This is a genomic window from Algibacter amylolyticus (assembly GCF_014202225.1).
Taxonomy (GTDB): Bacteria; Bacteroidota; Bacteroidia; order Flavobacteriales; family Flavobacteriaceae; genus Algibacter_B; species Algibacter_B amylolyticus.
This window is the reverse complement of the sequence record NZ_JACHGE010000004.1, coordinates 141756-154943: the sequence shown is the minus strand read 5'-3', so window position 1 is coordinate 154943 and position 13188 is coordinate 141756. Positions and strand designations below refer to the sequence as shown.

Annotated in this window: 15 protein-coding genes; 6 read left to right on the top strand and 9 right to left on the bottom strand. The window is 33.5% G+C overall.

Annotated features, from left to right (window positions below):
• Positions 1 to 13 precede the first annotated feature (13 nt).
• Positions 14 to 976 (top strand): gliding motility lipoprotein GldB, encoded by a 963-nt coding sequence (gldB, locus tag HNQ90_RS10290; RefSeq protein ID WP_144115713.1) that lies wholly within the window; start codon positions 14 to 16, stop codon positions 974 to 976.
• Positions 976 to 1311: a gliding motility protein GldC gene (gene gldC, locus HNQ90_RS10285; protein WP_144115712.1), complete on the top strand. Its 336-nt coding sequence runs from the start codon at positions 976 to 978 to the stop codon at positions 1309 to 1311. The genes gldB and gldC overlap by 1 nt, the downstream gene beginning before the upstream one ends.
• Positions 1312 to 1318: 7 nt before the next feature.
• Here gldC and HNQ90_RS10280 read toward each other — a convergent pair whose 3' ends face one another.
• The 9 genes from HNQ90_RS10280 to HNQ90_RS10240 all read right to left on the bottom strand — a co-directional run bounded on the left by HNQ90_RS10280 (position 1319) and on the right by HNQ90_RS10240 (position 10728).
• Positions 1319 to 1795 (bottom strand): hypothetical protein, encoded by a 477-nt coding sequence (locus HNQ90_RS10280; RefSeq protein WP_144115711.1) that lies wholly within the window; start codon positions 1793 to 1795, stop codon positions 1319 to 1321.
• Positions 1796 to 1909: 114 nt separating this feature from the next.
• The gene (gene def, locus HNQ90_RS10275; protein ID WP_241678335.1) at positions 1910 to 2428 is read right to left on the bottom strand and encodes a peptide deformylase; all 519 of its coding nucleotides are present in this window, start codon (positions 2426 to 2428) and stop codon (positions 1910 to 1912) included.
• 172 nt (positions 2429 to 2600) lie between these two features.
• Positions 2601 to 3878, bottom strand: coding sequence for a rod shape-determining protein RodA (rodA, locus tag HNQ90_RS10270; protein ID WP_144115709.1), 1278 nt, complete (start codon positions 3876 to 3878; stop codon positions 2601 to 2603).
• On the bottom strand, positions 3878 to 5815 hold the full coding sequence (gene mrdA / locus HNQ90_RS10265; RefSeq protein ID WP_144115708.1) for a penicillin-binding protein 2: 1938 nt from the start codon (positions 5813 to 5815) through the stop codon (positions 3878 to 3880). The genes rodA and mrdA overlap by 1 nt, the downstream gene beginning before the upstream one ends.
• A complete protein-coding gene (locus tag HNQ90_RS10260; RefSeq protein ID WP_144115707.1) occupies positions 5812 to 6318 on the bottom strand; it encodes a rod shape-determining protein MreD in 507 nt (168 codons plus the stop codon). The genes mrdA and HNQ90_RS10260 overlap by 4 nt, the downstream gene beginning before the upstream one ends.
• The gene (mreC, locus tag HNQ90_RS10255; RefSeq protein ID WP_144115706.1) at positions 6318 to 7130 is read right to left on the bottom strand and encodes a rod shape-determining protein MreC; all 813 of its coding nucleotides are present in this window, start codon (positions 7128 to 7130) and stop codon (positions 6318 to 6320) included. The genes HNQ90_RS10260 and mreC overlap by 1 nt, the downstream gene beginning before the upstream one ends.
• A gap of 21 nt (positions 7131 to 7151) precedes the next feature.
• Positions 7152 to 8180: a rod shape-determining protein gene (locus tag HNQ90_RS10250; RefSeq protein ID WP_019388210.1), complete on the bottom strand. Its 1029-nt coding sequence runs from the start codon at positions 8178 to 8180 to the stop codon at positions 7152 to 7154.
• Positions 8181 to 8507: 327 nt separating this feature from the next.
• Positions 8508 to 10040 (bottom strand): bifunctional phosphoribosylaminoimidazolecarboxamide formyltransferase/IMP cyclohydrolase, encoded by a 1533-nt coding sequence (purH, locus tag HNQ90_RS10245; RefSeq protein ID WP_144115705.1) that lies wholly within the window; start codon positions 10038 to 10040, stop codon positions 8508 to 8510.
• A gap of 229 nt (positions 10041 to 10269) precedes the next feature.
• Entirely contained in the window at positions 10270 to 10728 is a 459-nt protein-coding gene (locus HNQ90_RS10240) for a GAF domain-containing protein (RefSeq protein WP_144115704.1), read from the bottom strand.
• 69 nt (positions 10729 to 10797) lie between these two features.
• Between HNQ90_RS10240 and xrtF the strand changes: the two genes are divergently transcribed.
• The 4 genes from xrtF (at position 10798) to HNQ90_RS10220 (ending at position 13077) form a co-directional block, all read left to right on the top strand.
• Positions 10798 to 11349: an exosortase family protein XrtF gene (xrtF, locus tag HNQ90_RS10235; protein ID WP_144115703.1), complete on the top strand. Its 552-nt coding sequence runs from the start codon at positions 10798 to 10800 to the stop codon at positions 11347 to 11349.
• Positions 11342 to 11770, top strand: coding sequence for an exosortase F system-associated membrane protein (locus HNQ90_RS10230; RefSeq protein WP_144115702.1), 429 nt, complete (start codon positions 11342 to 11344; stop codon positions 11768 to 11770). The genes xrtF and HNQ90_RS10230 overlap by 8 nt, the downstream gene beginning before the upstream one ends.
• 84 nt (positions 11771 to 11854) lie before the next feature.
• Positions 11855 to 12256: an HYC_CC_PP family protein gene (locus HNQ90_RS10225; RefSeq protein ID WP_144115701.1), complete on the top strand. Its 402-nt coding sequence runs from the start codon at positions 11855 to 11857 to the stop codon at positions 12254 to 12256.
• A gap of 95 nt (positions 12257 to 12351) precedes the next feature.
• Positions 12352 to 13077, top strand: a complete 726-nt coding sequence (locus HNQ90_RS10220; protein ID WP_144115700.1) for a heavy metal translocating P-type ATPase — start codon at positions 12352 to 12354, stop codon at positions 13075 to 13077.
• Positions 13078 to 13188 lie beyond the last annotated feature (111 nt).

Sequence of the window (13188 nt, the reverse complement as noted above, 5' to 3'; positions counted from 1 at the left end):
GTTTAAGTTTTCTATGAAATCTATAATTTTATTTTTATTGGTAATGTTGATGGTTGTTTCTTGTAAAAAAGAAAATGCCCTTGAAACTGAGATTGCTAAAATAAACACTGACGTTAAAATTGAACGTTTTGATAGATTGTTTGCCCAGGTAAACTCAGGTACACTATCCAATTTAAAAACAGCTTATCCTTTTCTGTTTTCTGAAAAATATACCGATTCTTTTTGGTTGTCAAAAAAAGCAGATACCTTACAAATTCAATTATTTAATGAGGTTGATAAAGCCTTTTCAGATTTTAATAGCACTGAGGGGGAAATAGAATCTTTATTTAATCATTTAAAGTATTACTATCCAGAATTTAATCCGCCTCGAATCATTACCATAACAAACGATGTGGATTACAGAAATAGTGTTATTGTAACCGACACTATTGCCGTTATTGCTCTAGATTCTTACCTAGGTAGCGACCATGAATTTTATGGCGGAATAGCCAATTATTTAAAGGCAAATTTTAATAAAAATCAATTGGTTGTAGATCTTGCAAATGCCTATGCCGAAAAGTATACATACCACCCAAAGCGTAAAACCTTATTGGACGAAATGGTTTACTATGGTAAACTTTTATATTTTAAAGATGTTATGTTGCCTTTTAAAACTGAAGCGGAACGCATTGGTTATACCGAAGAAGATATAAATTGGGCTATGGCTAACGAAAGTTATATTTGGCGATTTTTTGTAAGTCGCGAATTACTGTTTAGTACAGATACCAAATTACCTCGACGCTTTATAAATCCAGCGCCATTTTCTAAATTTTATTTGGAAGAAATTGATGCCGATTCGCCTGGGCGTTTAGGGCAGTATATAGGTTGGCAAATTGTTAGGGCATATATGAAACAAAATGATGTGTCTTTAAAAGACATGTTAATGAAAAGTACCGAAGATATTTTTAATAACTCAAAGTTTAAACCACGTAAGTAATGGCAAATACAACAACATCAAAAATAGTATTAAATGTTGAATTAGATGAAAATAGGGTGCCTGAAAAATTGCATTGGACAGCACAAGATGGCGGTGTAACTAACGAGGAAGCTAAAGCTATGATGCTTGCCGTTTGGGATGCCAAAGCTAAAGAAGCTATGCGTATAGATTTATGGACAAAAGATATGCCTGTTGATGAGATGAAAATATTTTTTCATCAAACCTTAGTGGCTATGAGCGATACTTTTTTAAGAGCGACTCAAGATGATAAAATGAGTGCTACAATGAAAGATTTTTGCGATTATTTTGCCGAAAAACTAGAGTTGAAAAAGTAAGCCGAATTTAAAAATTCATGGCTAATCCAAAACCTCTACCATTGGCTATAATTTTAAACTCAGGTTTAAAAGTAGTACTCGATGTTGGGTTTATAGAGGCATTGTAAAGCTCTACTGCTTGATTAATTTTTTTATTTGAACGCGTCGAAATTGGTATAGCCACAGCTATAAGTCCTGCTCCAATACCGGCTAATGTCCAATTTACTTCGCCGCCACCTAACGAGGTGCCTATTGGCCATCCTATTAATCCGCCACCAACAAAGCCTAAAACACCAGATAAGCTACGGTTTGTTCTTCCTTTTTTTATCAATTTATAAGCATCCGTATTGGTCTCAATTATGGATGCTAAATCGCCAATAGATATAAGTTCATTATTATACGTGTACTTGTAGCCCCCAAATACTTTTTCGGTGTCAATTTTTTGAGCATGTGTAAAGGCAGTAAAGGATAAACTGATTACGAATATTATAAGATAATTTTTCATGTAGATAAGTTTAGGAATAGGTTATACTTGGGGTCTGTTTAATTGTGTATTACAAATATATAGAATTATTTTATCCTTATTTACTAAATAAAATAATGGATAATTTAGGACAGATTAAGGTCCAGTGTTTTTTATATCTTTTTTTAAATGATCGAGATACAAAATGCCGTTCAAGTGATCTATTTCATGCTGAAATATTACCGATGTAAATCCACTAACGGTTTCTGTTTTATGTTCCGAATTCATAGTATCGTAGTCGATTGTAATAGAAAGCGATCTAGAATCTAATGTTTCAGAGCGATTTGGAATAGATAAACAGCCTTCTTTTACTGTTTGCTTTTTTTCAGAATAAGAAACAATTTTAGGATTCAAGTAGACTTCAAAAGGAAACTCTTCTTTATCAAAACGTTGTACCCAAATAATGTTTTTTAATATACCAACCTGTGGCGCAGCAATGCCAACACCTAATGATGAACTATTTCTTACCGTGGCATAAAGCCGATTTATAAAAGTTTTTAAAACCAGGTCTTTACTATTTGGTTTTATATAAGCACTTTTCTTTCTTAATAATAAGGAATCGTTTATGTTATTTATCTTGTAAACACGCATAGGTTTTAAGCTATCGGAATTCATAATTAATGCTGTTTCCTTGAGAGAAAATGATTTTTTAAACGCATTCCTCGAGCTAGAACAACTAGTTATAACTAAGCATACAATAAGAATTTTGATTGTTTTATACATGCACGAGATTTTAAATTAACTAGTATGGAAACGTAAGCGTACTATAATTAATATCAATTATCGGTTACCACTCGTTTATTCGGTTGGAATCTAGTTTTACGAATATAAAAATAAGAATTGTAAAGGCCCAAAGTCCAGATCCACCATAGCTAAACATAGGTAACGGAATACCAATTGTGGGGATTAAGCCCATAACCATACCAATGTTTATGAAAAAGTGAATAAAGATAATAGAGGCAACGCCATAGCCATAAACACGACTAAACTGCGATTTTTGTAACTCTGCTAAATGTAAAATACGGAGTAGGAGTAAAACGAATAAAATAACAACCAATGCACTACCTACAAAGCCCCACTCTTCGCCAACTGTACTAAAAATATAATCGGTGTGTTGTTCGGGTACAAATTTACCTGTAGTTCGTGTGCCTTCCATAAAACCTCTTCCTGTAAACCCTCCCGAGCTTATTGCCTTTTCAGATTCATTTAGGTTATAAGCAAAAGTACGTTTCATTTGCTCTAGCTTTTTTGGGTCTTTTTCTAAGCGTAACCACAGACTTATTCGGTCTTGTTGGTGTGGTTGTAAAATACTTTGGTAAAAGAATTTTACACCAAACGATACGGCTATCGCAGCTACTAAAATAAAGACAGATTGAAAAACACGTAACTTAATCTTACTTAAAAAATGAAACGCTATTACAAATATTAAGGCTGTAATAGTTGCTACAAGAGCTCCAAATTTTAGGGATAATATAGAAAGTAAAAGTATCGAAATACCTATGGTTAAATAGTATTTAGGCAACCCTTCGCGATACAAAACAAAAAAGAAGGCACCATAAACAATAGTGCTACCTGTATCGTTTTGTAACAAAACTAAAATAGCAGGAATAATAATAATAATAAAGGTTTGAATTTGATCTTTAAGAGTGTTTATATTCGTGTTTAAATCACTTACGTATTTGGCTACTGCAAGCGCTGTAGCTGTTTTTGCAAACTCACTTGGCTGAATAGTCATACCGCCAATACCATACCATGAGGTCGCACCATTTACGTTTTTACCAAAAATAAAAAGCCCGACTAAAGAGAGCATCGAAATAATATAAATAATACTAGAAAAGCGTTCGTAAAATTTGGCATCTACTGCAAGTAATAAAATTACCAAACCAAAGGTTAGAAATATAAATACAAGTTGCTTTCCAAAGGGTTGCGAGAAATCAAAATAATCTACCGTTACACCTATATGTGAAGCCGATAAAATATTTAACCAACCAAAACCTACTAAAAGAAAGAAAAGAATAATGGTAATCCAATCAAATTTAAAATGTCTGTTAGTATTCCTAACCATCAACTTTCAGCTTTATTAATTCGGTTTAACTCTTTCTTTAAACGGTAGTATTCTTGTTCTTCAACAATTTGTAATGTGGTATAACCATTAATACCAAAAGACTCTCCCGAAAATGGTTTAGCATACTCGTTTTCTAAAGTATGTCTTAAAAGCCAATCTTCCATATCCTTTCTAGTGGTGTGGCCTTTTATATGTTTTTCAATCATTAAACTGGCTATCCTTCCGGCAAACCTGCTTCCCCAATATCCGTTTTCAACAAAAACAGCAATGGCTATTTTGGGGTTGTTTTTTGGAGCAAATGCTAAAAAGATAGAGTGGTCTGTTAATTGTGTTTTTACGCTATCAATTTTTACGAAATTTTCAACTGTTCCTGTCTTTCCACAAATATCAATATCCTTAATTTGTAAACTTGCAGCGGTTCCTTTTTTGTACACCTGCAGCATGCCTTCAATTACAGGCTCGAAATTATCTCTGTCTATGGTTGTGTATTTTGGTTGGGTAAACTGTTCTGGTAACGTTTCGCCTTCAATATTTTTTATAATGTGCGGTGTAAAATAATAGCCTCTGTTAGCAATCGCTGCCGCCATATTTGCCAACTGAATTGGTGTAGTAGCAACTTCACCTTGCCCAATTGCGTTTGATATGGTGTACGTAGAGTAAAACGTATTAGGATAAATAGTTTTGTAATAGGCTCTATCTGGAATTCTACCTTTCTGGCCTACAAATAAATCGTTATTTAAAAAGTTTCCTAACCCAAAGCTTTGTGCATGCTTACTCCAGTTGTCTATACCTTCGGAGGCATTGCCATTTTTATCTAAAATTTTTCTGTAAGTCGTAGCAAAATAGGCATTGCAAGAGCGTTGTATACCACCTATCATGTCGTTTCTTGTGCCTCGGTGGCAGTGGCATTTCATAAATCGATTGCCATATTTGTAACCCGCATAACATGTAACGGTTTCCTCTGGAGTTACAACACCTTCTTGAAGCGCAATTAATGCATTCATTAATTTAAAAGGAGATCCGGGTTCGTAAACACCCTGTAAACTTCTATTAAAAAGTGGTTTTGCAATGGAGTCGTTGTAAAGTTTAGTAAAGTTTTTAGAGCGGTCTCTACCAACAAGAAGATTAGGGTCGTAGGTTGGAGCGGCTACCATAGATAAAATTTCGCCCGTTGCGGGTTCTATCGCTATAACGCCACCACGTTTGTTTTGCATTAACAATTCACCATAAGCCTGTAACTGTGCATCAATGGTTATAGTAATGTCTTTTCCTTGTTCGGGTATGGTATCAAATTTACCACCTTTATAAGGGCCTATATTTTTGTTAAATCTATCTTTCTGAATAAATTTTATCCCCTTAACACCTCTTAGTGTTTTTTCATAAGAAGCTTCAATACCTTGTTTTCCTTTTAAATCGCCCATTTTGTAATATGGGTCTCGTCTTATATCGCCATTGTTAACTTCTCCAATATCGCCTAATACATTTGCGCCAATAGTGGTTTCGTAGTCTCTTAAAGAACGCTTTTGGATATAAAAGCCTTGAAATTTTCGCATTTTTTCTTGAAGAACAGCATAGTCTTCCTTTGAAAGGTGCGATACAAAAACCGAAGGTAATCGAGGAGAATAATGTCTAGCTTTCTCGTATTTTTTTATAAACTGTGATTTGTCAATTTTCAACAATTCACAAAATTCTAGGGTGTCTAATGGTTCAACTTCACGAGGAATAACCATAACATCATAAGAGGGTTGGTTAGCCACTAACAGCTCGCCATTTCTGTCATATACAAAACCACGTTTAGGGTAATCGTAAACCTTTCTTATGGCATTATCTTCATACAAATCATGCCCGCTAGAATTATATATTTGAAGGTAAAACAACCTTGCAATAAATAATAAGCCAACAGCAATTATGGTAATGAAGAGTAAAAATTGTCTCATTTAGTTTTTCTACTAAAAATTATAGTTACGATAACACTTAATAAAATAGTGAATATACTTGAGAATAACGTTTTTTGAAGGATTAATAGTATTCTAGAAACACTAAAAATTTCCAACGAAAATAAAACAATATGATGCAGTACAGTTAACAGCGTAAAATAGGTGAGTTTGGAGCCGAATTCTACTGTGTTAAATTTAATACTTTGGTGCTCGTAAATCATCCCGAAAGACGATTTTAAAATTACAGGTCTCGCGTATGCAATAAATACACAAGCACCGGCATGTATGCCGCCTGTGTCTAAAAACATGTCTACGGTTAAACCTAATAAAAAACTTAATAAAATTAATACAACCCGGTTGTTTTTAACAGGAAATAAGGCAATAAATAGGATGTAGATATACGGATTTATATACCCCAAAAAGTTTATATGATTCAGTATTAAAACCTGTACAAATACTAATACTAAAAAGCGGACGGTATGTATAGAGAAAATACTATTCATTAGTTACCTAGTAGATTAGAGATTTCTTCTTTATTAGCGTTTTCTATAATGTACACATGCTCAATACTAGTCATGTCATTAAACAACCTAACGTTAATTTCGTAATAATTCTCAGCTTGGTCTAGCTTAAAACTTTCAATGGTTCCTACAGGAACGCCTTTAGGAAATATGGAGGACTGCCCAGAAGTTATAATAGTATCTCCAGCTTTTACTTTGGCTATTTTGGGTATATCGATAAGTTGTGTGAATTTAGAATCTTTACCATCCCAAATTAGCGACCCTAAATGATTTGTTTTTTTTAACTGCGCACTAATGCTGCTTGTACCATTTAAAATAGAGATAACGGTAGCGTAGTTGCCACTAGTTTTATCAATAATACCAACAATTCCTTTGGATGAGATTACACCAAAATCTTGTTGAATGCTATCATTTATCCCTTTGTTTATAGTTAAAACATTGTTGTTTAACGAATAGCTGTTTTTTATAATATTTGCGCTGTAAAATCTATAATCCTCGCTAAATGTAAGGCTGTCAATAAATATTGAATCGGCGTTATTGTTAACGTTTAAAAGTAGTTTTCTAAGCCTTTTGTTTTCGGCGGCAAGTAATTCGTTTTGGGTTTTTAAGTTAAAATAGCCTGTAACGTTATTAGCCGAATTATAAACACCTCCGGTTAAAAAATTAGCCGAATTAATAAACTTACTTTTATGGTAGGAGTGCGATTGTATTGTGAATAAAAGCGAAATGCCAAACAGCAACAAGAACAACAAAAAGTTTTTGTTTCTTATTATAAAATTAATAATTTGTTGCATGGGGCTGCCTCTTTTAAGCTATTACTTTATCAATACACTTTTGTATTTAGGTAAATTTTTAAGTGTAATACCAGTACCTCTTACAACGGCGCGTAAAGGATCTTCCGCAATGTAAACCGGTAAATCTGTTTTTTGCGATAAACGCTTATCTAAACCACGTAACATAGAGCCACCACCCGCTAAGTAAATACCTGTGTTATAAATATCGGCAGCCAATTCTGGAGGCGTTTGCGATAAGGTTTCCATAACCGCATCTTCAATACGAAGTATAGATTTATCTAAAGCCTTAGCAATTTCTCTGTACGATATAGAAACTTGTTTTGGTTTTCCTGTTAACAAATCACGACCTTGAACACTCATGTCTTCTGGAGGTAATTCTAAATCTTCAGTAGCAGCACCAATTTGAATTTTTATTTTTTCGGCAGTACGCTCACCCACATAAAGATTGTGTTGTGTACGCATGTAATAAACAATATCGTTCGTAAAAACATCACCTGCAATTTTTACAGATTTATCGCAAACAATACCACCCAAAGCAATAACAGCAATTTCGGTAGTACCACCACCTATATCAACAACCATATTACCTTTTGGTTGCATAATATCCACACCAATACCAATAGCCGCAGCCATAGGTTCGTGTATTAAGTAAACTTCCTTGCCATTAACACGTTCTGCACTTTCTTTTACCGCACGCATTTCAACCTCTGTAATTCCAGAAGGAATACAAATAACCATACGTAAAGCAGGAGTAAAAAACTTCTTTTTTAAAGCCGGTATGTTTTTAATAAACATACTTATCATCTGCTCCGAGGCATCAAAATCTGCAATTACACCATCCTTAAGCGGTCTAATTGTTTTAATATTTTCATGGGTTTTGCCTTGCATTAAACTCGCTTCTTGGCCAACGGCAATAATTTTACCAGAAATCCTGTCGCGGGCTACTATAGAGGGTGCGTCAACAACAACCTTGTCGTTATGAATAATAAGTGTGTTTGCAGTACCTAAATCTATTGCAATTTCTTCAGTTAAGAAATCAAAAAATCCCATGTGCTATTAAATATTTTATATGGTTTAAAAACGAATCCCGTAAATGTAATAAAAGTTACTAAATATATGACTTTTAACCGGTTCAAATTCTTGTCAAAATAATGTCACTGTTTGTTATACGTTATTCATCGGTTTTTAGACTATTGTTTTAAAATTATGGCGTTACCTAAAAAGGTCGGGCTTTCACTACTCAATCTTTTTGTTTTTTTTTAAGGAAAAACAAAAAGGATTTCAAACATACCGTTCAATCCCTAACGCGCTCCGGTGTGCTAAAAACTTAAAACTTATTAAAAATTCAACACGTCAAGGAGCAACATTAATTTTGTATTAGTGTTTAAAATGACGTGTACCTGTCATTACCATAGCAACCCCATTATCGTTACAATAATCAATACTTAATTGATCTTTAATAGAACCACCTGGCTGAATTACCGCATTAACACCTGCATTTTTAGCAATTTCAACACAATCCGGAAACGGGAAAAAAGCATCACTTGCCATTACAGCTCCGTTTAAATCAAATTTAAAAGTTCCTGCTTTATGTATAGCTTGCTCTAAGGCATCAACACGACTTGTTTGTCCTGTTCCGCTAGCACATAATTGTTTGTTTTTAGCTAAAACAATAGTGTTAGATTTTGTGTGCTTACAAATTTTAGAAGCAAAAATTAAATCGTCTATTTGGTCTTGTGTAGGTGCCGTATTGGTAACGTTCTTTAAACCTTCAACAGTATCAGTAATGTTATTTCTTTCTTGAAGTAAAACACCGTTTAAACAGCTTCTTACATTCATTTTAGGCATTTCAACGTCATGAATTTCTAATAAAATTCTATTCTTTTTGCCTTTTAGTATCTCTAAAGCATCAGCAGCAAAAGAAGGAGCAATTACAACCTCACAAAATAACTTGTGAATTTCTTCGGCCGTAGCAGCATCAATTTCTTTGTTACTAATTAATACACCACCAAAAGCAGAAACAGGATCGCCAGCTAAGGCATCAACATAAGCTTGGTGTAAGGTGTCGCGTTGTGCTAAACCACATGCGTTGTTGTGTTTTAAAATGGCAAATGTAGGTGCATCATTTTTAAACTCTAACATTAAGTTAACCGCCGCATCAACATCTAATAGGTTGTTGTAACTTAATTCTTTACCGTGAAGTTTTGTAAATAACTCATCAAAATTCCCAAAAAAGAATCCTTTTTGGTGTGGGTTTTCGCCATAACGTAACACTTTACCTTTAGTTTCGCTAATTTTTAACGCAGCTTCCTCATGGTTTTGGTTAAAGTAGTTAAAAATAGCTGTGTCGTAATGCGACGATACGTTAAACGCTTTACCAGCAAAACGTTTTCTGTTTTCTTCAGAAATTGAACCATTATTTTCGGAAATCAATTCTAAAAACTCTGCATAATCATCAACAGAAGATACACATATAACATCGGCAAAATTCTTAGCTGCCGCTCGTATTAAAGAAATACCTCCAATATCAATTTTTTCAATAATATCTTGTTGGCTAGCTCCAGATGCTACAGTTTTTTCAAACGGATATAAATCGACAATAACCACATCAATTTGCGGAATTTCATATTCTGCTAATTCGGCAACATCACCATCGTGGTTTTGTCTGTTTAAAATTCCTCCAAAAACTTTTGGGTGTAAAGTTTTTACACGACCACCTAAAATAGAAGGGTAAGATGTTACATCTTCCACCGGAACAACTTTTATACCTAAATCGTTAATAAATTTTTCTGTACCACCTGTAGAATAAATGGTTACCCCTTGTTTATCAAGCTCTTTTACAATAGGCTCTAAACCATCTTTACTAAATACAGATATTAATGCCGACTTAATAGTTTTTTCGTTGCTCATTGGTACTTTTTTAAAGTTTTAGAATGAAATTTTGTTATTTAATAGCGTTTTTTGCTAAAGTTTGTAATTATTCGCAAAAGTAGGTATTTCATTCAATAAAATAAGCGCCTAATTCTTAAAAAAGACGCCCTTTTTTTAACGAAATCGCGAAGTTGTTAACAAGGAAATGAAAATTTAAAAATTGAAGTCTTTATAGCCTTTAATCTTTATGTTTTTTAAGCAGGGAGTTTTAATAAAGTATCTCTGCTATTTTTTTATTTACAAATTCTAAAAAGCGTTCATCTTTTTCTGTAAACGGATCTATGGTATTCGAGTCGATATCAATCTGTCCAATATTTTCGCCATTCACAAAAATAGGCACAACAATTTCAGATTTTACGGTTATACTACAAGCAATATAATTGTCTTGAGCCGCTACATCTGGTACCACAAAGTTTTGATTACTAACAGCCACCTGACCGCAAATGCCTTTGCCAAAAGGAATAACCGTATGGTCTGTTGGTGCGCCAACATATGGGCCTAAGTGTAATTCTTCTTTAGTGCCGTTTCTAAAGTAAAAACCAACCCAATTGTAATACTCCACATGCTTTTCAAGTAATTCGCAAATAGCTAAAAGGCGTTCGTCCACCGTTTTTTCAGAATTGGCTACTATGGTTTCTATTTGTGGTTTTAATTTTTCTAAAGACATAACTGTTAAAGTTTTTGGTAAAAGTATTTAAAAAGGTGTAATTTCGATATTCAGTTTTAAAATTTATTTTTGAAGGCACTTTTTGTAAAATACAAGTCGGTAATAAAATTTATCCTTACGTTTTTGTTGGTTTATACCGTATTATCGGTAGGCTATAAGCTGTATTTACAGTTTTCGGACGGGTCTAAATTTTATCCAGATTATTTCACGCATTTAGTAGCGGTGCAAACCGAAAACGTATTAAACAATTTGGGTTATCCTACGCAAGTACTGCCGCATCCAGATGAGCCATCCATGAAAGTGTTATTAAATGGAAAGTACTTAGCAAGAATTATAGAAGGTTGTAATGGTTTTAGTGTAATAATCTTATTTATATCGTTTGTTGTTGCCTTTTCCGGAAAGCTAAAAACAACGCTATTTTACATCCTTTCGGGTAGCGTTTTATTATATGTTGTTAATTTATTACGTATTGTAGTTTTAACCATTGGTTTGTATTATTATCCCGAATATAAAGATGTCTTGCACGCTGTGGTTTTTCCTGGTATAATTTACGGTATGGTGTTTTTATTGTGGGTTTTTTGGGTAAACCGCTTTTCTAAATTAAATAAAAAGGATGCATAAAGTTATAACAACCATATTGGTTTTAGTGTTTGTTGTCCTGTTGGTTTTAATACGGTTTTACGAAGGTGTATTGTTTTACGATCCGTATTTAACTTTTTTTCAAAATGACTATTTGTATATTGATAGTCCGCGACGCGAAATAGCAAAATTAGTTGGTTTTACAACGTTGCGCTATGCTTTAAACACAGTAATTTCATTGGCTATTTTGTTTGTTGTTTTTAAAGATAAAAGCATTATAAAATTTTCTGCTTTAATTTATGTTATAGCCTTTTTAGTGCTTATGGTGTTTTATCTTTATTTTGTAGTTAACCCAAGGCAGGAAGATTATTATTTGTTTTTTAATATCCGTAGGTTTTTAATTCAGCCAATTCTTTTAATTCTGCTATTGCCAGCGTTTTATTATCACAAAATTAAAAACTGAATCTTCCTAGTACTTTCTAAAACCGAAGTGTTAATCATTTTATAAATGGGCTGTAGAGTCTCGAATTTTTCGTAATTTTGCAGCGTGATAAAAGTACTATTACATAAAAGTTTTTCGGCCTTAATGGCATTACTCGTATTGTTTTCGACGGTATCTTTTACCATCGAGAAACATTTTTGTGGTGATGTTTTAGTAGATGTATCTATGTTTGCTGATGCCGAAAAGTGCGAAATGGAAGCTTTAGAAGTGCTTTTAAAGAAAACATGTTGTAAAGACGAGATTGATGTTTTTAAAGGACAAGATGAATTAACAGTATCTACCTTTGAAGATTTAGACTTTGAAAAACAGCAATTTCTTGCAGCTTTTACATACAGTTATATAGATTGTTTTGCGAGTTTACCAAAACAAACTATTCCTCATAAAGATTATTCTCCACCTAATTTGGTCACCGATATTCAGGTTCTAGACCAAGTTTTCATTATTTGATTTATAGATTTTTTTAAGCCTCATAAGTAAGGGGTTTTAAGGTTTTCGCTGTCGCGGAAATATAAAACGATTTATTAATTCAAATAAATTTCAAAATGAAACATACATATACAGTTACAGGTATGACCTGTAATGGATGCAGAACCTCTGTTGAAAGCAAATTAAATGCGATTGATGGTGTTACAAAAGCATCAGTAGATTTAGAAACCACTGAAGCCGTTATTGAAATGAATAAGCATATTGCTTTAAAGAAAATTCAAAACGCCTTACCTGAAAAATATACTATACTAGAAAAAAAAGCGTCTAATGTTTTCAATACGGCTTCAACACAGGTAGAAGCAGAAAAATCAGAATTAAAACAACTCTTTCCTTTGTTTTTAATATTTGGTTATATTATTGTGGCTTCCGTTTTACTAAACTACAAGCCTTGGGATGCAAGTGGTTTTATGCTCGATTTTATGGGCTTATTCTATATTGTGTTTAGTTTTTTCAAACTCCTCGATTTAAAAGGTTTTCCAGAATCATTTAAAATGTACGATCCGCTAGCTAAAGCAATTCCTGCTTATGGTTGGGTTTATCCTTTTATAGAATTGGGGCTTGGTGTTATGTTTTTAATGCGCATCGAAATTTTATTTGCATTAATAATTACTTTAGTTGTTTTAGGAATTACCACTATTGGAGTAACAAAAACATTGCTAGATAAAAAGTCTATACAATGTGCCTGCTTAGGAACGGCATTGAAACTCCCTATGACTAAAGCTACTTTTATTGAAAACAGCATTATGATTGTAATGGCTGTGATTATGTTATTATCGAATTAATATAAAACGGTGTTAGCCTTTGCGTTAGGGATTGAACGGCATGTTTAAGCTCCCGACCTAAGGAGGAGCGAGTAGTGAAAGCCCGACCCCTTGTGGGTAACGCCCAAATTA